This is a genomic window from Myxococcus xanthus (assembly GCF_006402735.1).
GTDB classification, from domain to species: domain Bacteria; phylum Myxococcota; class Myxococcia; order Myxococcales; family Myxococcaceae; genus Myxococcus; species Myxococcus xanthus_A.
Genome location: NZ_CP017174.1, coordinates 6,309,645 through 6,328,614 on the forward strand (window position 1 = coordinate 6,309,645; position 18,970 = coordinate 6,328,614).

Annotated in this window: 19 protein-coding genes and 1 tRNA gene; 13 read left to right on the forward strand and 7 right to left on the reverse strand. The window is 69.9% G+C overall.

The genetic code is table 11. The features are described from left to right. Positions 1–27: 27 nt before the first annotated feature. Positions 28–786 carry an alpha/beta fold hydrolase gene (locus BHS09_RS25635; protein WP_140799380.1) on the reverse strand — a complete coding sequence of 253 codons (759 nt, stop codon included), beginning with the start codon at positions 784–786 and terminating at the stop codon, positions 28–30. 87 nt (positions 787–873) lie between these two features. Here BHS09_RS25635 and BHS09_RS25640 point away from each other — a divergent pair, with 87 nt between their 5' ends. The 4 genes from BHS09_RS25640 to BHS09_RS25655 all read left to right on the forward strand — a co-directional run bounded on the left by BHS09_RS25640 (position 874) and on the right by BHS09_RS25655 (position 3,761). Next, entirely contained in the window at positions 874–1,605 is a 732-nt protein-coding gene (locus BHS09_RS25640; RefSeq protein ID WP_140799381.1) for a helix-turn-helix transcriptional regulator, read from the forward strand. Between the two features lie 58 nt (positions 1,606–1,663). After that, complete coding sequence (locus BHS09_RS25645) at positions 1,664–2,530, forward strand: DMT family transporter (protein ID WP_174260589.1); 867 nt, start codon at positions 1,664–1,666, stop codon at positions 2,528–2,530. Positions 2,531–2,631: 101 nt separating this feature from the next. Beyond that, positions 2,632–3,180, forward strand: coding sequence for a hypothetical protein (locus tag BHS09_RS25650; protein WP_140794100.1), 549 nt, complete (start codon positions 2,632–2,634; stop codon positions 3,178–3,180). After that, a complete protein-coding gene (locus BHS09_RS25655; RefSeq protein ID WP_140799383.1) occupies positions 3,177–3,761 on the forward strand; it encodes a tRNA-uridine aminocarboxypropyltransferase in 585 nt (194 codons plus the stop codon). The genes BHS09_RS25650 and BHS09_RS25655 overlap by 4 nt, the downstream gene beginning before the upstream one ends. A gap of 93 nt (positions 3,762–3,854) precedes the next feature. On the opposite strand, the gene BHS09_RS25660 is transcribed toward BHS09_RS25655, so the two are convergent. Together BHS09_RS25660 and BHS09_RS25665 are read right to left on the reverse strand one after the other, a co-directional pair. Continuing rightward, positions 3,855–4,895: a hypothetical protein gene (locus BHS09_RS25660; RefSeq protein ID WP_140794104.1), complete on the reverse strand. Its 1,041-nt coding sequence runs from the start codon at positions 4,893–4,895 to the stop codon at positions 3,855–3,857. Further along, positions 4,892–5,791 carry a VanW family protein gene (locus BHS09_RS25665; RefSeq protein WP_237077419.1) on the reverse strand — a complete coding sequence of 300 codons (900 nt, stop codon included), beginning with the start codon at positions 5,789–5,791 and terminating at the stop codon, positions 4,892–4,894. The genes BHS09_RS25660 and BHS09_RS25665 overlap by 4 nt, the downstream gene beginning before the upstream one ends. A 150-nt stretch (positions 5,792–5,941) precedes the next feature. Here BHS09_RS25665 and BHS09_RS25670 point away from each other — a divergent pair, with 150 nt between their 5' ends. Both BHS09_RS25670 and BHS09_RS25675 read left to right on the forward strand, forming a co-directional pair. Then, positions 5,942–6,370, forward strand: a complete 429-nt coding sequence (locus tag BHS09_RS25670; protein ID WP_140799384.1) for a thiol-disulfide oxidoreductase DCC family protein — start codon at positions 5,942–5,944, stop codon at positions 6,368–6,370. Further along, a complete protein-coding gene (locus BHS09_RS25675) occupies positions 6,367–6,753 on the forward strand; it encodes a DUF1648 domain-containing protein (RefSeq protein ID WP_140799385.1) in 387 nt (128 codons plus the stop codon). Before BHS09_RS25670 ends, BHS09_RS25675 begins: the two co-directional genes overlap by 4 nt. Before the next feature lie 119 nt (positions 6,754–6,872). Here the strand turns inward: BHS09_RS25675 and BHS09_RS25680 are convergent, their stop codons facing one another. Then, positions 6,873–8,315, reverse strand: a complete 1,443-nt coding sequence (locus tag BHS09_RS25680) for a protein-disulfide reductase DsbD family protein (protein ID WP_140794110.1) — start codon at positions 8,313–8,315, stop codon at positions 6,873–6,875. 56 nt (positions 8,316–8,371) lie between these two features. Next, a complete protein-coding gene (locus BHS09_RS25685; RefSeq protein ID WP_237079822.1) occupies positions 8,372–10,273 on the reverse strand; it encodes an SPFH domain-containing protein in 1,902 nt (633 codons plus the stop codon). Between the two features lie 347 nt (positions 10,274–10,620). Between BHS09_RS25685 and BHS09_RS25690 the strand changes: the two genes are divergently transcribed. The 7 genes from BHS09_RS25690 (at position 10,621) to BHS09_RS25720 (ending at position 15,963) form a co-directional block, all read left to right on the forward strand. Beyond that, on the forward strand, positions 10,621–11,982 hold the full coding sequence (locus BHS09_RS25690) for an IscS subfamily cysteine desulfurase (RefSeq protein WP_237078457.1): 1,362 nt from the start codon (positions 10,621–10,623) through the stop codon (positions 11,980–11,982). A 96-nt stretch (positions 11,983–12,078) separates the two neighbouring features. After that, on the forward strand, positions 12,079–12,480 hold the full coding sequence (iscU, locus tag BHS09_RS25695; protein WP_140799387.1) for a Fe-S cluster assembly scaffold IscU: 402 nt from the start codon (positions 12,079–12,081) through the stop codon (positions 12,478–12,480). Between the two features lie 25 nt (positions 12,481–12,505). Then, positions 12,506–12,904: a HesB/IscA family protein gene (locus BHS09_RS25700; RefSeq protein ID WP_002634234.1), complete on the forward strand. Its 399-nt coding sequence runs from the start codon at positions 12,506–12,508 to the stop codon at positions 12,902–12,904. Positions 12,905–13,015: 111 nt separating this feature from the next. Continuing rightward, positions 13,016–13,573, forward strand: coding sequence for a Fe-S protein assembly co-chaperone HscB (gene hscB, locus BHS09_RS25705; protein WP_140856062.1), 558 nt, complete (start codon positions 13,016–13,018; stop codon positions 13,571–13,573). Continuing rightward, positions 13,570–15,417 carry a Fe-S protein assembly chaperone HscA gene (gene hscA / locus BHS09_RS25710; RefSeq protein WP_140799388.1) on the forward strand — a complete coding sequence of 616 codons (1,848 nt, stop codon included), beginning with the start codon at positions 13,570–13,572 and terminating at the stop codon, positions 15,415–15,417. The genes hscB and hscA overlap by 4 nt, the downstream gene beginning before the upstream one ends. Before the next feature lies 1 nt (position 15,418). Next, positions 15,419–15,796: a 2Fe-2S iron-sulfur cluster-binding protein gene (locus tag BHS09_RS25715; RefSeq protein ID WP_011554983.1), complete on the forward strand. Its 378-nt coding sequence runs from the start codon at positions 15,419–15,421 to the stop codon at positions 15,794–15,796. Positions 15,797–15,879: 83 nt separating this feature from the next. Continuing rightward, positions 15,880–15,963: transfer RNA gene (locus BHS09_RS25720), tRNA-Leu, on the forward strand. Between the two features lie 56 nt (positions 15,964–16,019). Here BHS09_RS25720 and BHS09_RS25725 read toward each other — a convergent pair. Both BHS09_RS25725 and BHS09_RS25730 read right to left on the reverse strand, forming a co-directional pair. Continuing rightward, positions 16,020–17,108, reverse strand: a complete 1,089-nt coding sequence (locus BHS09_RS25725; protein ID WP_140794121.1) for a lysylphosphatidylglycerol synthase transmembrane domain-containing protein — start codon at positions 17,106–17,108, stop codon at positions 16,020–16,022. Then, positions 17,105–18,667, reverse strand: a complete 1,563-nt coding sequence (locus tag BHS09_RS25730; protein ID WP_174260655.1) for an alkaline phosphatase family protein — start codon at positions 18,665–18,667, stop codon at positions 17,105–17,107. Before BHS09_RS25730 ends, BHS09_RS25725 begins: the two co-directional genes overlap by 4 nt. Between the last annotated feature and the right edge of the window lie 303 nt (positions 18,668–18,970).

Below are 18,970 nucleotides of genomic sequence, written 5' to 3' on the forward strand. Positions count from 1 at the left end.
GATAACACGCGCGGCGAACGCGCGCGCTCAGCGCACCGTGGCGAGAAAGCCGTCCAGCAGCCGATTCACCTCGTCCGGAGCGTCGAGTTGCACCCAGTGCCCCGTGCCCTCCACCTTCGCGTGCGGCAGCTCTGGCACCAGGTGGTGATACGAGCCCGGTTCCTCGTTGAAGGCCGTCACGACCGACAGACGCGGCCCCGAGTAGCGCCGCAGCGGCGTCACGGGGTCGAAGTCCAACAGGGCTCCCAGTCCGCCCCGGACACCCTCTTGGGACGTGGCGCGCATCTCGGAGAGCACCCGCTCGCGGACCTCCGGCCGGGACGGCGCCAACATGGGGCCCCAGGCCTCCTCCACCACCGCGCTCCAGGCCTCGGTCGCCAGCACCGACATCAAGCCCTGGGCCTGCTCCGCGGGCATCGAGCGTCCATCCGAGGCCGGGGCGAGGAGGAACAGCCCCGCGACGCGGTCCGGATGCGCCCCCGCGTAGGCCACGCAGACGGCCCCGCCCAGGCTGTGCCCCACCAGCACGAAGCGCTGAAGCCCCAGCCCCTCCACCACCGTCCCCACGTCCCGGACGAAGTCCTCCACGGTGAAGCCGCCGTCCCGTGGCAGCTCGGACTTCCCGTGGCCTCGCAGGTCCAGTGCCACGGCACGCCGGTGCTCGCGCAGGTACGACAGTTGCGCGGCCCAGTGCGTGGTGTTGCCGGCACTCGAATGGACGAACACCACCGGCAGTCCACCCACGCCCCCATCGTCGACATTCAGCATTCCCTTGGAACCCATCATGACGGCCTCCTCTGGCCTCGAAGCGCGCGGTCATGCGCGACCTGATGCTTGTGGAGTACGGCCCATCCCTGACAGAAACTGTCAGCAATGGCTCGAGTCGACCGGGTGATGCGGCTGCTGGACTTCCTGCGGGGCAGGGACGGGACGACGGTGGCGGAGATCGCCGAGGCGCTCGACGTGAGCGCACGAACCGTCCACCGGGACCTGGCCACGCTGCGGGAACAGGGCCTTCCCCTGAGCAGTGACACAGGCCCTGGGGGCGGCGTCCGGCTGGAGCGGGACCGGGGCGTGGCGGCCGTCCACCTGTCGCAGGAGGAGGTGGTGGCGCTCTGGCTGGCCGCGAACCTGTCCGCGACGGGCAGCACGTTGCCCTGGGGCAGCGCGGCGCGCTCGGGGCTCCAGAAGCTCTTCGCCAGCGTCCCCAAGGAGCGGGGTCGGGGCATGCGTGAGCTCTGCCGCCGCGTGGTGGTGGGACGGCCGGCGAGCGCCCGCGTGCTGGCGGACGTCGGAACCCCGCCGGAGGAACTGCTCGCCGTCTTCGAGCGGGCCTTTCGCGAGCAGGTCTGCCTGTCCTTCGAATACCGCGACCGGCACGGCAAGGCGACCCGCCGCATCGTGGAGCCGCACGGGCTGCTGGTCGAATCGCCCGTCTGGTACGTGCTGGCCCGGGACGTGGAGAAGGCCGCCGCGCGCATGTTCCGCATGGACCGCATCCGCCGGGCTCGCCTCGTCCCCGACCGCCCCTTCACGCCCGACATGGAGGGACTGCGAGCCCAGGCCGAGGCCCAGCGCGCGGACGGTGCGCGCGCCTCTAGCTGAGGTAGGCTGCGCGCCCGCCGGAGCCGGAGTGCGCGCCGGAGTCACCAGGAGTCACACGGTGCGGTACTTCGCCATGGTCGCGGCCGGGGCCACCCTCTGGGGGTGCTGGGCGCTCTTCTTCCGTCCAGCGGGGCTCGCCGGGCCGCAGAACGCATTCCTCGTGCTCCTGGCCATGTCGCTCCCGGCGCCCTTCCTGTTCCGGCGCGAAGCCCTGCGCGACCGCCGAGCCACCCTGGCGATGCTCGTCGTGGCGCTGGCGGACGCGGCGAACACGGCCCTCTTCTTCGCCGCCATGGAGCGAGGGCCGGTGTCCATCGCCGTGCTGACGCACTACCTGGCGCCCTTGCTGCTGGCGCTGCTGGCCCCCTGGGTGCTGGGCGAGGAGCGCTCCACCCGGGCCCTGATAGGCGGCCCCGTGACGCTGGTGGGCCTGGCCCTGCTCATCGGCCGGCCCGACGGTGACTTCTCGGGGCTGACGGCGCTGCTGGGCGCGGGCAGTGCCTGCTTCTACGCCATCATCGTCCTGGCCGCGAAGCAGGCGGCGCGGGCCTATTCACCCATGGCCGTGACATCACTGCATGCCCCCATCTCCGCGGGCGTGCTGCTGCTCTGTTTCGGAGACCGGGTACTGCCACCCACGGTGGATGGAGGCACGCTCCTCGTGCTCGTGGGCGGCATCGTTTGCGGCCTCATTGGAAACATCCTCTTCCATACCGGTCTGCGGCACGTTCCCACCGCGGCCACGGCGGCGCTCACGTACCTGGAGCCGCTTACCGCTTCGCTGGTGGGCTGGGCCTTCTTCTCGGAGACGCTGACGCCCGTCGCCCTGGGCGGAGGCCTGTTGGTGCTGGTGACGGGCGCATGGGTGGCGACCGAGCGACGCGCCACCCTCCAGGCCGTGCCGCTGCGCGCCGCGCCACGCTGAACGCGTGCGCCAAATCACCGCTTGCATGCTTGGGGAGTCCTTTGGTCCTCTTGGGCCCCCGCACACACTCTTCCCTCCGTTCCTGGCGACGCCGTATGCCTATGGAAACCGCAGCCGACAGCCGTGAGTATCGCGTCGTCTTCTTCTGCCCCGCGTCGAGCGCCCGGCTCGAGCGGCTGGAAGTGCCCGTGCGACGGCTGCTCTCGCGTATCCACGCGCCGCCCGCGGAGCTGGCGCCGCTCCAGGAAGCGGGCGCGCTCACCGAGGCTGGCTGGCAGGTGTTCCTGGTCCGCTCGCTGACGGAGCGCTCCGCGGCGCAGGCCATGGCGGCCTATGTCAGCGAGGCCACGTGCGCGCTGGCCGCGGAGCTGGACGCGGAGGTGCTGGGGCTCTACGTGGACGTGTCCGGTGACTCGGCGCGCATCTGCCGCTGCGGTCCCGAGGACGGTCCGGAGACATTCGCGGGCCGCCGTCAGGCCGCGCTCAACCGCACCGCCGAATGGTTGGAAGTGACGCCCGTCAGCCTCTCCGCCCTCTTCCACCTCGACCTGCCCGACGCGGAGTACGAGCCGGACGCGGATGACCGCTTCGTCGAGGAGAAGCTCCGCGAGGCCCGGACCCTCATGGAGCGATACCGCCAGGGCAAATGAGGTCTCGAACGCCCGAGGACCTCGCGGGTCGCTGCCCGCGCTGCTTCCTCCCCATTGCCCTGTGTCTCTGCTCCGAGGTGCCGTGCGTCTCCACGCGCACGGAGCTGCTCATCGTCCGGCACCACAAAGAGACGCTCAAATCCACCAACACCGCGCGCATGGCGGCGCTCGCCATTCCCCGGTGCAGCATCGTCTCCTATGGCTCGCCGGGCGTCCCCTTCGACGCCTCCGTCCTGGAGGGCGATGACACGTGGCTGCTGTTCCCGGACGCGCACCAAGAGCCCGAGCCCGGTGCGGCCTTGCCCAGCAGGCTCATCATCCTGGATGGGAGCTGGGGACAAGCACGCCGCATGGTGCAGCGAGTCCCCGCGCTGCGGCGACTGCCCGGCTTGAAGCTGCCACCGCCCGCTCCGGACTCGCGGCGCCTGCGTCGCCCGCCCCACCCGGATGGCATGTCCACGCTGGAGGCCATCGCCGGTGCGCTTGCGTACCTGGAGGGCGAACACGTCGCCCAACCGCTCCACGCGCTGCACGAGCAGATGATTGACCGCGTCCTCGCGAGCCGGGGACGGCACACCTAGCGCGCTCGACTGCAAGGGGCCGCCCCGGCCGGCGCTTCGCGCTGAGCACGAACAGTCCACTCAGGATGGGGTTGGCGCCAACAGGCGTGGGCTTCAGCGCGCGGTCAGCGCGTCCAGTTCGGCGATGAGGGCGGGCACATCGCCGCGAGGAATCGCCCGACAGGGCCAGAAGCCCGCGGCGCGGTCCGTGGCGATGATGGGGATGCCTTGCTCCCGTGCCTGCGCCAGCTCGCTCAGATGGCTCTCACACCACGCTGGCGCGAGCACCACGTCCACCTGCTGGAGCGTGCGCTGGACCTGAGCCGTCACCTTCCGCACTCGCGGGTGGTTCAGGTGTCGTGGGTCCGTGCCCTCGGCGGGGCGCACCCAGAGGCTCCACTGGGGCCGTTCGTCGAGCACCGCCAAGGCTTCTCGCAGTCCGCCGCGCGCGAGAGCGGGCCCGGCGAGGAGGGCCACGTGCGGGCCGTGGTGCTGGGGCGCCTGGGGCGGTTCGCGGTCCGATGGAAAGTGCAGCCTGCGGAGCTTCTCCGGGGCGTGTCCGGCCAGCCGCAACCGCTCGAGGGCGAGCTCGCCTCGCACCCAGATTTCATCCGCGAGGACGCGCTCCGCCTCCTGCCGCGCGACGTCCTCCGCGGAGGCGCGATGGTTGCGAAGGAAGGCCTCCTCCGGGTGTCTCGCGGCCGCGGCGTCCAGGTCCGCGTGCAGTGCCCTCAACGAGGGCAGGTCCTCCACCAGCACGCAGCGCGCGCCCCGGCGGCGGGCCACCGCGAAGACCTCCCGGGCACCGAGCGCTGGCGCGAGCACCGTCTCCACCGACGCCGGAAGCAGCGCAGAGGCCGCCTGCGCCCATCGCTTGCGAAGGGTGAAGCGGGCCTGCAGTGTCGCCGCCGTCGAGCGCGCCGCGACGCGCATCCCCGCCTCCACGGCCCCCCAGCCTGGCAGCCCCCAGACGCGGAAGCCCTCGGGCACCGGCAGCGTCCGGCGGGTCCAGGCGTGGCGCAGGCGGGTGGGAAGGGGGCCCCAATCGGGCAGTCTCGGCAGCGCCCAGGGGGCCAGCACCTCTGCCTCGCGCGTGAGCAGCGATGCGAGGTGGGAGAGCCAGGGGGCGGGCTCCGGTGCGAGAACCAGGTTCATGGCGCCCGGGCCTCCGACCGTGGGACTTCGACGCGGGCGTGGCATGCGGTCTCCCCGCACGTCAGGCACGTCCGCTTCCGCGCCTCGGGGTTCAGCAGGCGTCGCCGGTTCTCGGCGATGGTGCGCTCTTCGAGCACGGCGCCAGAACCGGTGTCTTCGACTCGGCGCACGACGCGGTTGATGCGCAGGGTTCCCTCGGGAAGCTCGAGAAGGGACTCGTCCTCGGACCACAGCCGTGAGCGTGTCCGGGGGGCGTCCGCCCCATGGATGGAGAGCCGCAGCTTCCCGTCCGAGACGCGGGCACCGAGCCGCACCGGTCCCTCACGAGGCGCCACCACCAGGTCCACATAGGGCCAGGCCACCGTGGCATCCATTCCCCACAGCGCGCCTGGCGGCGGGGGTACCGCCTCCATCGTGTGCCCCCAGCGCTCCAGGATGTGCCAGCCCTGGCGTGCGGCGAACTCGAAGAGCGCATTGGCCAGAAGGCAGATGCCGCCCCCGATGGACGGGGTGAGACAGCCACCGCTCAGCGCCAGCCCATGCCGGTAACCCTTGCGCTCCGTCAGCCGGCCCAGCGTGCGCCAGAAAGAAAGGGGCCTGTCCGGAGCGAGGAGGAGGCCATCGAAGGCCGGCGCCGCCAGACGTACGTTGTGCTGCTTGCCCGCTTCGAGCACAGGGTCCGCGTCCGAGTCCGCGCGCTCCAGATTCACGGTGTGCGAGCCGAGGAGCACGCCCTTCTCGTGAGTGGGCGCCAGGAGCGGGCGCGGCCAGCGCTCTGGGGTCGCGGACCACCGCACCAACCGGTTCGCCTGGAGCATCAACTGCTTGCTCCGCCTCCACAGCAGGGCGTGGGCGGATAACTCCAGGAGTCGGGGAGCGATGGGAGGCGAGGGCATGTCCGAACATTCTGCAAGGGCGGCGCCAGGGAAGGAAACACCGGGGTCTGACACCACTCATGCACGGGCGCGGCTGCAGGGACACCCGCCTGGAATTCCCTCGCCTCTTCGGCGTCACCCGACGGTGTGGGCTGTTAGACTTGCCGCATCATGACCCGCGCCCAGCCCTCGGACACCGTGGTCCTCTTCGACGGCGTGTGCAACCTGTGCAACGGCACGGTCCTCTTCATCATCGACCGGGACCCGGACGCGCGCATCCGCTTCACGGCGCTGCAGTCCCAGCGGGCCGCCGCGCTGCTGGCGCCTCATGGCGTCGTGCCCAAGGAGGAACCGGACAGCTTCGTCCTCCTGCAGGACGGCAAGCTGTACGAGCGGTCCACGGCCGCGCTCCGCGTCGCGCGGATGCTGAAGGGGCCGTGGCGGTTTCTCTACGCTTTCATCGTGGTGCCCCGGCCGCTGCGCGACCTCGTCTACCGAATCATCGCGCGCAACCGCTACCGCTGGTTCGGCCGGGAAGCGCAGTGCCGCATCCCCACGCCCGAGCTGCGAGCCCGCTTCCTTCCGGAGACCGCGCCATGAAGACCCGCATCGCCCACGTGGTGAATGCCGTCGCCATCGTCGCCGCCGTGGGAATCGCCGGGGCGCTCTACTCGAAGCTGCCGGACCCGGTGCCCACCCACTGGAACTTCCAGGGCCAACCGGATGGGTTCACGCCCAAGCCGCTCGGCGCGTTCCTGGGGCCCGCGGTGATGACCGGTGTGTGGCTCCTGTCCCTCTTCACGTCGCGAGCATCCGCCCGAGCCGCCACGCGCCGGGGCCCCGCAGTGCTGGTGCACACGCTGGTCATCGTCATCATCGGCGTCGTGAGCTCCGCCTCGCTGCTGGCCGCGGTGAAGCAGTCCGCTCCGGCAGGCTCGCTGGTCCGGGCCCATGGCATGAAGGACGTGTCGGAAGAGGACTGACGCGCACCAACGCACAGCAGGCGTTGGCGTCGGTAAAGCAGGCCGCGCCGAAAGGACCTCGGGTCCAGGCGTCAGCGAAGAGGCACCCTCCAGCGAAAATCTCGTGAGCGCCTCCGCCGTCAGCAAGCGTTGACGTCGGTGCAGCGCGCCTTCTTCATCTCCGTGGCGAAGGGGCTGGGCGCCAGGAAGCCGGTAACACGTGGCTGGGTGAGCACCTTGCCCTCCGGCGAGATGAACGCCACGGTGGGCAAGCCCTCCACACCAAAGCGCTCCAGCAACGCGTCCAGCGAGTCCTCGCTGTTCGTCGCGTCAATCTTGATGTTGAGGAAGCGCCCCTCGTCGGACTCGGAGATGACCTGCTGCGCGGGGTACGTGTCGCGGTCCAGCTCCTTGCAGGCCGCACACCAGTCCGCGAAGAAGTCGATGAGCACCGGCCGGCCCTCCGCCTTCGCCTGTGCGAGAACCTGGTCGAAGGCCTCCGGGGAGAAGGTGGCCTGCTTCGCCGGCATGACGTGGTGCCACTGCCAGGACGGTGCGCGCGGCGGCTCGGCGAGCCCCAGGCTCACCCACAACGTGCCCACCGGGCCCGCGTCCAGCGCACCGCCGCGCAGCACCAGCGCCGCGACGACGAGCGCCACGCCCAGCGCCTTGAACGAGAACTCCCGCGCGCCTTCCTTGAACGAGCGATGCACCGCGCCCAGGGCCACGCCCACCACCACCAGCAGCGCGGCGATGACGGCTCCTGGCACCCGGCCGACCTGAAGGCCCAGCCCCTTCACCACGTCCCGCGCCCAGGGGAAGGCGTCCTTGAGGTAGCTGAAGGCCAGGGCCACCAGCATGATGCCCAGCACGCTCTTCACCCACTCCATCCACACGCCGCCGCGCGGCAGCCGGACGGTGAAGACGCCGATGAGGAAGAACGGCACGCCGATGCCCAGCGCGTAGACGAACAGCAGCGACGCGCCCAGCGTGGTGTTGGCCGACTTCGCCACGAAGGCCAAGAGGCCTGTCAGCACCGGGCCGGTGCACGGCGCCGCCAGGAAGCCGGACACGCTGCCCATCAGGAACGCGCCCGCCACACCCGCGCCGCCCACGGCGTTGAGCTTCGTCTGGAACGACGACGGCAGCGCCAGCTCGAACGCGCCGAACATGGACGTGGCCAGCAGCAGCAGGAACACCGCCAGGCCCGTCACCACCGCCGGGTGCCCTAGCATCGACCCGAACGCCTGGCCCGTCTTCGCCGCCAACACGCCCAGCGCGCTGAACACCACGCCCATGCCCACGATGTAGGAGGACGTCAGGAGCAGCGCGCGGCCCCGGCCCTCCGTCTTGCGCGCGCCGAAGACGGACACGGTGATGGGGATGAGCGGATAGACACACGGCGTCAGCGCGGTGAGCAACCCACCCGCGAACACCACCGCCGCGCCCACCGCGAGGCTGCCAGATTCGAGGAACCGGGCCGCATCCAGGTTGGCATTGGGGCCCGTGGGCAGCAGCCATGGCACCACGGCCACCGCCACTCCGGCCAGCACCGCCATCACTCCGAGCTTCTTCGCATCCATGCGCGCGTGACTCCGTGGTCCCAGGCCCCCTGTATACGCAGGCCCGGGGCCCCGGGCTACTGCGCAGGAGGAGCAAGCGGGGAAGCAGGCGTCTTCAGTCCGGCGGAGCGTGCCAGCCCCATGACGCCCTCCACCGCCGCGGCGATGTAACCAAACGGATTGGCCCCATCCACCGCGGTGACGTGCACCTCGCCCATCTTCTGCTGGAAGGCCGCGGCCACCTGGGGGAGCTGCTGCGCCAGGGTCATCTGGATGACCTCCGGGCTGACGCTGTTCTCGATGTCGCGCAGCGCGCGCGCCTTGCCCAGCTCCAGCTCCTGCTGCGCCTGGTCCTTGCGCACACTCAGCTCGGCGATGGCCACCTCCGTCTCCACGATGAACCGCCGGGCCTGCACCACCTGGAGCTCCGCGTGGAGCCGTTCGGCCTCCTGCTGGTGCGCGGCCATCTGCACCTCGTGCCACGCGGTGGCCTGTTCGTGCTCACGGCGCAGACGCTCCAGCTCCAGCTGGGCCTTCGCGCCGGCCTCCTCCTGTTCGCGGCGCAGCTTCGCCAGCTCCACCTCCTGCTCGTGCCGCTGGCGTGACAGCTCCAGTTCCTGCTCACGCTGCTGCCGCGCCAGCTCCATCTGCGCCTTGGCGTTCTCCGCCTCCTGCGCGCGCTGGAGCCGCACCAGCTCGATTTTCGCCTGCGCGGCCTCGGACTCCTGCGCCAGCTTCAGCTTCTCCAGCTCCAGCTTCGCGCGCCCGGCCTCCGTGTCCTGCTCGCGCTTGAGCTTCTCCAGGGCCACGCGCTGGCGCGCGACCTCCGCGTCCTGTTCTCGCTGGAGCTTCTCCATCTCCACCTGCGCGCGGCTGACGGCCAGCGCCCGCTCGGAGACGACTTTCGCGTCGGCCAGACGGGACTCCGCGGACAGCGCGTCCAGCTTCGCCTGTTCGTCGGCCACCTGCTTCTTCTGGCGGACCTCCTGCTCGGCGGCCATCTTGGCCAGCGCGACCTCGCGCTCCACGGTGGCCTGCTCCTGCTTCAGCGTGCGCTCCTGGGCGAGCTTCGCCTCGGCCACGCGCGCCTCCACCGCCAACGCCTCCAGCCGGGCCTGCTCCTCCGCCGTCTGCTTCGTCTGGCGCACCTCCTCCTCGGCCGCCAGCCGCTGGAGGCTCAGCTGCCGCTCGGCTTCCGTCTCTTCGCGATGGACGAAGCGCTCCTTGGCCAGCTCCGCCTCGCGCGCCTGCCGCTCCTGCTCATGACGGAAGCGCGCCTGCATGTTGGCGAAGACGGTGGAGGACAGGACGCGCACGTCCTGGATTTCAATCGTGTCCAGGATGACGCCCCAGCCCGCGTCCGTCTGGTCCTCCAGGCGACCCCGGCCCGACAGCACCGGCGCGATCTCCCGCACCAGCTCCGCGGCGATGCCCTCCTTGCGCTTGGAGAGGCACTCCTCCACGGACATGTTCGCCACCAGCCGCCGCGCGGCGCCGACGAACATCTCCCGCAGCAGCTCCGCCAGCTTCTCCTGCGCGCGCTCCGGGAAGGAGAAGTTGAGCATGCGGAAGGCCACCAGCGGGTCCGAGATTCGGTACACCGCCAGACCCGTCACCTGCACGCCCACCTTCTCGTGCGTCACCTGGTCCGCGGTGAACTGGAGTCGCTGGATGCTGGTGGGGACAATGGCCACCGAGTCCCCCGGCAGCTTGAAGCAGCTGGCGCCCTGGCCGCTGACCTCCCGCACCCGGCCGCGCCGCATGTGGACCAGGAACTCACTGGGCCGCGCGGTGACGAGCCCCCAGCGCTTCATCTTCTCCGGATCCTCCGCGGGCTTGCCGGCACGCCACCCGTCCACGTAGCGCGGCTGTTCCAGCTTGCCTCCACCCCCTCCGTCCATCCGGGCCAGGTGGGTCCTCCCGCCGCCCTCCCCCGTCTCCTGCGCCTCCTTCGTGCGGGCCGTCTGCTTCGCGCTCATGTGCGTGCCTCCCTGTGGTGGCCCCCACCCGTGCAGGCGGCCGGCCAGGGAGGGGCTCGCCGGGAAATCAAGAGGTTGGCCGGAGGGCGTGCGCCATTCTGGGGCACCTCGTCCCAGGACGGCGCGCCCGGACTGATCCACGACGGCGCGGCGTTGACTTAAGACGTCCTATTGGGAGCACGCACCCACACCCGCAGCGCTCCTGATGTTCGCTTGACCCGAAGGCGCCCCTTTTTATATTTGACCAGTCCGGTCCACATTCAGGTGTGACGGTGTAGGCTCCCCTGCGGCAAAGGCGCTCCGAGGCGCCGGTCGACGTCCCCTCCAGGAAGGTGTTGGAAGCAATGGTGAAGCTGCCGATCTACATGGACAACCACGCCACCACCCCGCTGGACCCGCGGGTGCTGGAGGCGATGCTGCCCTACCTGCGAGAGGACTTCGGTAACGCGGCCAGCCGTAATCACGTGTTCGGCTGGAAGGCCGAGGCGGCGGTGAACAAGGCCCGGCAGCAGGTGGCCGAGCTCATCGGCGCGGCCGAGCAGGAGATCGTCTTCACCTCGGGCGCCACCGAGTCCGACAACCTGGCCATCAAGGGCGTCATCGAGTTCTACAAGTCCAAGGGTGACCACATCATCACCCTCAAGACGGAGCACAAGGCCATCCTGGACACCTGCAAGCGCCTGGAGCGCGTGCGGCAGGAGCGGTTGGACGAGCTGAAGCTGCTGCGGCTGGCGCAGCTGGCGGGCCAGGACGTCACCGAGGACAACCAGTCGGAGCTGCTGGCGAAGTACGACGTGGACTCCGACGAGACGTACCGGAAGTGGGCCGAGCTGCCCACCGGAGGCGCGCGCGTCACCTACCTGGACGTGGAGCCCGACGGCCGGGTGAGCCTGGAGAAGCTGGCTGCGGCGATGACGCCGAAGACGGTCCTGGTCTCCATCATGTTCGCCAACAACGAGATTGGCGTGGTCCAGCCCGTCGCGGAGATTGGCGCGCTGTGCCGCTCCAAGGGCGTGCTCTTCCACTGCGACGCGGTGCAGGGCATCGGCAAGGTGCCCTTCGACGTGGAGGCCATGAAGGTGGACCTGGCCTCCATCACCTCGCACAAGATGTACGGCCCCAAGGGCATTGGCGCGCTGTACGTGCGCCGCCGGCCGCGCGTGCGCATCGCGCCCATCATCGACGGCGGCGGTCACGAGCGCGGCATGCGCTCCGGCACGCTGAACGTGTCGGCCATCGTCGGCTTTGGCATGGCGGCCGAGCTGGCTCGCAAGGAGCTGCCCGAGGAGTCGGCGCGCATCCTTCGCCTGCGTGAGAAGCTGCGCAAGGGCCTCACGGACGCGCTGGACATGACCATCATCAACGGCTCGATGGAGCACCGGCTGCCGGGCAACCTCAACATCTCCTTCGCCCACGCGGAGGGTGAGTCCCTGATGATGGGCATCAAGGACGTGGCGGTGTCCTCCGGCTCGGCGTGTACGTCCGCCTCCCTGGAGCCCTCCTACGTGCTGCGCGCGCTGGGCGTGGACGAGGAGCTGGCGCACAGCTCCATCCGCTTCGGCCTGGGCCGCTTCACCACGGAGGAGGAAGTCGACTACGTGGTGAACCTCGTAGTGGACAAGGTCCGCAAGCTGCGCGACATGAGCCCGCTCTACGAGATGGCCAAGGAAGGCATCGACCTCAAGAGCATCGAGTGGACGGCGCACTAGCGCCTTCCCAGGTAGACAGGGGGGCCCAGGCCCCCTCGCCCGGAGGGCGTTGCCCGCCGGAACCTTTGGTGAGAAGCATCCGTTGAAGGAGCAGGCATGGCTTACAGCGACAAGGTCATCGAGCACTACGAGAGCCCCCGGAACGTCGGGACGCTCGACAAGGAAGACCCGAACGTGGGCACCGGCCTGGTGGGCGCGCCCGCCTGCGGCGACGTGATGCGCCTGCAGCTCAAGATTTCCGAGGACGGGCTCATCGAGGACGCCCGCTTCAAGACGTTCGGCTGCGGGTCGGCCATTGCCTCGTCGTCGCTCGTCACCGAATGGGTGAAGGGCAAGACGGTGGACCAGGCGATGACCATCTCCAACAAGGACGTGGCCCGCGAGCTGTCGCTGCCGCCGGTGAAGATTCACTGCTCCGTGCTGGCCGAGGACGCCATCAAGGCGGCCATCGAGGACTTCAAGAAGAAGCGCGCCGCGCGTCAGGCCAAGGCGTCCTGACGTTCGGGAAAGGGAGAGGCGAACCATGAGCGAGCAGGCGACCCAGGAGACGACGCAGCGCCAGGCGCCTGCCACCGCGCCCGTGGCCAAGCCCCCCAAGGGCATCACCATTGCCGACAGCGCGGTGGCCCGGCTGAAGGAGCTGCTGGAGCAGCGGCAGACGCCCGAAGCCGGCCTCCGGCTGGCCGTGAAGGGTGGCGGCTGCTCGGGCCTCCAGTACTCCATGGAGTGGTCGGAGAAGTCCCGCGAGCGCGACAAGATTTTCGAGAAGGACGGCGTGCGCGTCTTCGTGGACCCGAAGAGCTACCTGTACCTCATCGGCACCGAGCTGGTGTTCGAGCAGACGCTCATGGCCTCCGGCTTCAAGCTGAACAACCCCAACATCAAGGCGGCCTGCGGCTGCGGAGAGAGCTTCTCCGTCTGACGCAGCACCACGCGCTCCGCCCCCCTCGCCGGGGTGGAGCCGCCGCCACGCGGGCCCGGCCAGCCGCCGGGCCCTTTTCGTTTGTCCCCTCCCCGCATTGGAGAGCCCCCTTTGAGGACCCACTTCGACGTCTTCGGCCTGAAGCGCGCCTATGACGTGGACGTGCCGGCGCTGGAGAAGCAGTACCGCGAGCTGTCGTTGCAGCTCCATCCGGACCGCGTGGCACAGGCCAGCGCGCGCGAGCGCCTGCAGGCCCTGGAGGGCACCACCGCCCTCAATGAGGCCTTCAAGACGTTGAAGGACCCGGTGCGCCGCGCCTTCTACCTGCTCAAGCTGCACGGCATCGACCTGGACCGCGAGGACGCGGGCGCGCAGAAGGACATGCCCCTGGCCTTCCTGGAGGAGGTCATGGACCTGCGCGAGTCGCTGGACACCGCCATGGCGAAGAAGGACCTGGGCCGCGCCCGGGCCATGGCGGACGACGTGGAGGCCCGGAAGAAGGCGGCCCTCACCGAGGCGGCGGAGTCGCTTCGCACCCTGGAGGCCGACGCGCCAGGGGCCGGCGGGCAGGAACTGGTGAGAAAGGCATCGCACGCGCTGGGGCGGGTGCGCTACTTCACGCGCTTCCTCGAGCAGGTGGACGCGTTCGAGGAGGAGATTCAGGCGTGAGCAAGAACGGCTACCTTCAGATTCACGACCCGCTGAAGCCCAAGGGGCAGGCGGTGGGCATCGACCTGGGCACGACGAACTCGCTGGTGGCGGCGGTGGTGAAGGACCAGCCCGTCTGCGTCCCAGTGGACGAGGGCGACGCGCTGTTCCTCCCCTCCGTGGTGCACTACGCAAAGGACGGCGGCGTGGTGGTAGGCGCCCGGGCCCGGAAGCTGGCGTCCGAGCACCCCACCGACACCATCGCCTCCGTGAAGCGCTTCATGGGGCGCAGCCCGGACGACGCGGAGACGCGGAAGCTGGGGCACTACAAGTTCGCGCCCGGCGCCAAGGTGGTGCGCTTCGACGTGGCGGGCGGCACGCCGGTCACGCCCATCGAAGTCTCCGGTGAGGTGCTGCGCGCCCTCAAGCGCCGCGCGGAGGCCCACTTCTCCACCAAGGTGGAGCAGGCCGTCATCACCGTGCCCGCCTACTTCGACGACGCCCAGCGGCAGGCCACCAAGGACGCCGGCCGGCTGGCCGGTCTTGAAGTGCTGCGGCTGCTCAACGAGCCCACCGCCGCCGCGCTGGCCTACGGCCTGGACAAGGGCAGCCAGGGCACCTTCGCCGTCTACGATTTGGGCGGCGGCACCTTCGACATCTCCATCCTCAAGCTGGTGGACGGGGTGTTCGAGGTGAAGTCCACCGGCGGCGACTCCGCGCTGGGTGGCGATGACTTCGACCGGGCGATTGCTCAGCGTGTACTGGAGACGCTGGGCGCGTCCGAGGCGCCGGCTCCCGCCTTGGTGGCGGAGGTGCTGGCGGCCTCGCGCAAGGCCAAGGAAGCGCTCACCGACGCTTCGTCGGTGGAGTTCACCGCGGGTGGGCAGACGCACTCGGTGAAGCGCGAGGACTTCGACGCCTGGGTTCAGCCCTACGTGCAGAAGACGGGCACGGTGTGCCGGCGGGCGATGAAGGACGCGGGCGTCACGGCCGGGGAGCTGGACGGCGTCATCCTGGTCGGCGGCGCCACGCGCGTGCCAGCGGTGCGCCGCTACGTGGCGGAGCTGTTCGGCCGCGAGCCGCTGGGCGACATCGACCCGGACCAGGTGGTGGCGCTGGGCGCGGCGGTGCTGGCCAACCTGCTCACCACGGCGGACCGTCAGGACGACGTGCTGTTGCTGGACGTGATTCCCCTCTCCCTGGGCCTGGAGACGATGGGCGGCATCGTGGAGAAGCTGATTCAGCGCAACTCCACCATCCCCACCACCGCGGGCCAGGTGTTCACCACCTTCAAGGACGGGCAGACGGGCCTGGACGTCCACGTGCTCCAGGGCGAGCGCGAGCTGGTGGAGGACAACCGCAGCCTGGCGCGCTTCACCCTGTCCGGCATTCCGCCCCTGGCCGCGGGCATGGCCCGGGTGGAGGTCCGCTTCCAGGTGGACGCGGACGGCATCCTCTCCGTCAGCGCCCAGGAGCAGAGCACCGGCGTCAGCCAGTCGATTACGGTGAAGCCCAGCCACGGCCTCACGGATGAGGAGATCGAGCAGATGCTGCTCGACTCCATCGACTACGCCGAGGACGACATCCAGGCCCGGCAGGTCCGTGAGCAGCGGGTGGACGCCGAGCGCGTCCTGGCCGAGGCGGACCGGCAGTTGGGCGAGCACGGCTCGCTGCTCCAGGAGGGGGAGCGCGCCGTCATCGATTCCGCCATCGCCCGCGTGCGCGAGCTGATGAAGGGCGAGGACCACCTGAAGCTGAAGGAGGCCGTGCACGCGCTGGACGAGGCGTCCCGCCCCTTCATCGAGCGGGTGATGAATCAGGCCATCACCCAGGTGGTGGCTGGCCACTCCGTGGAGGACTACTGACGTGCCCAAGGTGACTTTCAAGAGCCCCCTGGCCGAGGTCAGCGCCGACGTGCCCACCGGCACCACCCTGCTGGACGCCGCCGAGGCCTGCGGCGCCCAGGTGGGGCATAGCTGTGGCGGGGTCTGCGGCTGCTCCACCTGCCATATCTGGGTCCGCAAGGGCCTCGACTCGCTGAGCGAGCAGACGGACGCGGAGGCGGACCGCCTGGACATGGGCTTCGACGTCCGCCCCTATTCCCGGTTGAGCTGCCAGACGGAGCTGGGCGCCGAGGACATCCTGGTCGAAATCACCGAGGAGTCCCTCACCGCCTTCATGGACGAGAACCCCGTCCTGCGCCGTTCGCTCGAGGCCGAGGGAAAATGGCCGCTGAAGAAGTGAGGTTGTTACGTAGTGCTTGACGGGGCGGGGCAGTGGCTCTATACGTCCGGCCCATCGCAGCGCCGCACCGCGATGCCCCACCTGCCCAGGTGGTGGAATTGGTAGACACACTAGATTCAGGGTCTAGCGCCTGCAAGGGCATGGAGGTTCGAGTCCTCTCCTGGGCACAAAGTTGAGAAGGGGCCCCGGTTTCAAACCGGGGCCCCTTTTCGCTTTTCAGGGGTCAGGAACGCGCGGGCTCCACGGCATCGTGCGCCACGTGGTTCGCGGCCTCCCGCGCGAGGCTCCCGCCCTTGCGCAAGTCGCGGATGCGAATCTTCCGCAGGTGGACGGAGACGGCCCCCACCGCGACCTGGCTGATGACGGTGCCCAGGTGCGTGAGCGTGGAGAAGGCCGCCGCGTCCTCCGGCGAGGCCCCCAGGCTGCGAGCCGCCCAGCTCGTCACGAAGTAATAGATGCCCATGCCCGCGGGGACGCCCGGGAGCGACTGCCCCAGGGAGATGGCCCCCAGCACCACCGCCCCGGCGAAGAGTCCGCCGGAGATGCCGATGCCGTGCAGCGCCAGGCCATAGGCCAAGGCGGAGGCCAGCACTGGCGCCACCGAGAAGACGAACACCTTCGCCATGCCGGTGAAGGAGCGCGCGGTGCCCAGGCCCTCGCTGACGTGATGGAGGAAGCCCTCCACCCGGGGGAGCTTGTGGCGGCGGTGCAGCGCGAAGGCGAGCGGGCCGGACCAGTGCGCCAGCAACACCACCAGCGCGACCAGTCCCACGCAAAGTGACACGGCCACCTTCAGCTCCCCTTGGAAGCGGGACAGCGTCTGGCCGAAGGGGCCGAGCAGCGACAGCGTGACGAGCAGCATCAGCGCCGCGAACTCCATCAGCTTGCAGACGCCCACGGTGCCCAGACACCGGAGAAAGGGGATGCGCTGCGTCCTCGACAGGAGGAAGGAGCGCATGACGTCGCCCAGCTTTCCCGGCAGCGCGTTGTGGACGAAGGCGCCGATGGCCACCAGGTGGTAGCGCTCCTTGAAGGGCACCGGCCGGCGGAGGGTGCGCTGCCACTGCACCGCGCGCAGCGGGATGATGGAGGCCTGGAGCAGCATGAAGGGCACCAGCCACACGAGGTGGCCGGGCAAGTCCCTCACGAAGTCCCCCAGCGGGAAGCGCGGCTGGAGCAGCGGCCCCGTGCCGCTCAAGTTCCACTTGAAGAAGGCAGTGGACAGCAGGACGACGGACAGCACGAGCCCGAAGACGGCGAGCAGCGCCTTGATCAACGCCCGGCCTCCGGCGTGCCTCGCCCTCCCCTTCACGGCACCAACCGGAGTCGTGGGGTGTTTTCGAGATAGGCCGCCGCGAGCCGCTCATGGAGTTGTACGCAGTGCGAAAGGCCGGACAGGTCCACGGGCGCCTTCGCGGGCCAGCACACCAGGCTGTTGGCCTCCGTGCGCGTCAGTCCACCGTGCGAGCCGAACTCCCAGGCGAAGCCCACGGTGCCTCCGCGCTTCACGGCTTCGCCGAAGAGGACCATGTCCCCCGCGGTGGACATGGTTGGGAGTACGCGGAGGAAGTCCGCCACCGCGCGCTTGCTGAACTCGGTGGACAGTGGGGCCCGGTCCAACGTGTCCAAGGTGTAGACGCCGTCGCGTACGAGCGCGACCGCGCTATTGCCCCGTCGCAGCGCAACAAGGCCGATGTCCGGGCTCCGCGTCACCCGGGCGAGGACATCGGGGTGGCGCGCGAGCAGGGACATGGCTTCCAGCGGCTTGGGCTCGCCGGACAAGTACACATGGGCGAAGTTGCCGCAATCGACAGCCACCGGCGTGAATGGCGCTCGCGGCTGAGTGTCCGGCTCCGGTCGAGTCCTTCCGTCGCAGAGTCCGCGGACCACGTCGTCGGAGAGGGGTCCGTCACCGTGGGGCGCCATCAACCACTGCTCCAGAGGTTGGCCCCTCCGCTGCTCCCAGGGCAGACAGTCCACGTGCCCGTGGTCGGAGAGGAAGACGACGTCGTAGGGCTGCTCCACCGCGCCCGCCACGGCGTACAACTCCGCGAGGTACGCATCCACGCGGTACAGCTCGGCGCGGGATTGTTCGGAGCGCGGCCCCCGACGGTGGGCCACCTCATCGTAGTTACCGTAGACCAGATAGATGACGGGCACACCCCGCGCCATGTCCACCAAGGACTTGGTGAAGGCGAAGCTCCAACCCAGCCGCTGGAGGAAGACGTGGCTGAAGAGGAACGCCGGCTCGTGGCGCCAGTCGTGGAGCCCACGAGCCCAGTGGACGACTTCGCGCGCCGCGGCCCAGGTGTCCATGCCCAGGGAGCGCAGGTAGTCCCAGATGCCGCGCGTGCGCGCGCTGAGCAGCCCCAGCATCTCGTATGAGAACGAGCGAGACATCTGCTCGAAGCTGGCCAGCGTGCTCATGCTCAGCGCGTTCTCGGCCCCCGCGCGGAACAGGGAAAAATACCCGTGCCCCCCACCGTCGAGCAGGCTGGTGCGGCCCGCGCCGCGCAGACGCTGATCAATGGCCAGCGCATCCGCCGGGGTGTTCATCTGGACCTTGCGGCCCAGCTCGCGGTCGAACCACGAGTACGCCGGCAGGTTGGAGTGGCGCATGCCGTAGAGCAGGCCCGCCTGGAAGTAAGGCGTGGACGTGGGCGCTCCCCAGAAGGCCTCGTCCAGATGGAAGGCCCCCGAGCGGACGAGCCGCGACAAGAAGGGCATGCGCCCCGCGACGAGCGCTTCATCCAGCAGGCTCTTGGGGACGCCATCCAGATGGACGAGGAGCAGCTTCCTCGCCCTACTTCCTGGCGCGGGTGGAACCTTCTCCCGTACCCGGCGCACGAGGCCGTGAGCCCATAGATGCATCGCTGGTGGAAGCACAGCGCTCACGGGTGTCGCCTCCCCTCCTCCGGCAGCCAAGATGGGCACTTGAGAGGACAGCCGCCCCAGGGTGTGAGCCGCCTTCCAGGAGAGCGGGCGGGCAACCGCCGACGTTTCCTGGGAGAGGCCGACCCTGGACAAGAACGGAAGCAAGCGGGCGGGCGCCGTGAGCCACCTCCCCCCTACTGTCGCGTCAACCTACACGCGGCAGCCACCCGGCCATGGTTGTGACTGGACGGGTGGCGCGGCGCCGCATTCCCCGCGTCAGGAGCACGAAGCACGCGGCTC

Excerpts from the sequence above, each read along its gene's own strand:
- BHS09_RS25635 (WP_140799380.1), bottom strand. The coding sequence starts at position 786 with ATGATGGGTTCCAAGGGAATGCTGAATGTCGACGATGGGGGCGTGGGT.
- BHS09_RS25640 (WP_140799381.1), top strand. The coding sequence starts at position 874 with ATGGCTCGAGTCGACCGGGTGATGCGGCTGCTGGACTTCCTGCGGGGC.
- BHS09_RS25650 (WP_140794100.1), top strand. The coding sequence starts at position 2,632 with ATGGAAACCGCAGCCGACAGCCGTGAGTATCGCGTCGTCTTCTTCTGC.
- BHS09_RS25655 (WP_140799383.1), top strand. The coding sequence starts at position 3,177 with ATGAGGTCTCGAACGCCCGAGGACCTCGCGGGTCGCTGCCCGCGCTGC.
- BHS09_RS25660 (WP_140794104.1), bottom strand. The coding sequence starts at position 4,895 with ATGAACCTGGTTCTCGCACCGGAGCCCGCCCCCTGGCTCTCCCACCTC.
- BHS09_RS25665 (WP_237077419.1), bottom strand. The coding sequence starts at position 5,791 with ATGCCCTCGCCTCCCATCGCTCCCCGACTCCTGGAGTTATCCGCCCAC.
- BHS09_RS25670 (WP_140799384.1), top strand. The coding sequence starts at position 5,942 with ATGACCCGCGCCCAGCCCTCGGACACCGTGGTCCTCTTCGACGGCGTG.
- BHS09_RS25675 (WP_140799385.1), top strand. The coding sequence starts at position 6,367 with ATGAAGACCCGCATCGCCCACGTGGTGAATGCCGTCGCCATCGTCGCC.
- BHS09_RS25680 (WP_140794110.1), bottom strand. The coding sequence starts at position 8,315 with ATGGATGCGAAGAAGCTCGGAGTGATGGCGGTGCTGGCCGGAGTGGCG.
- BHS09_RS25685 (WP_237079822.1), bottom strand. The coding sequence starts at position 10,273 with ATGAGCGCGAAGCAGACGGCCCGCACGAAGGAGGCGCAGGAGACGGGG.
- iscU (WP_140799387.1), top strand. The coding sequence starts at position 12,079 with ATGGCTTACAGCGACAAGGTCATCGAGCACTACGAGAGCCCCCGGAAC.
- BHS09_RS25700 (WP_002634234.1), top strand. The coding sequence starts at position 12,506 with ATGAGCGAGCAGGCGACCCAGGAGACGACGCAGCGCCAGGCGCCTGCC.
- BHS09_RS25730 (WP_174260655.1), bottom strand. The coding sequence starts at position 18,667 with ATGCATCTATGGGCTCACGGCCTCGTGCGCCGGGTACGGGAGAAGGTT.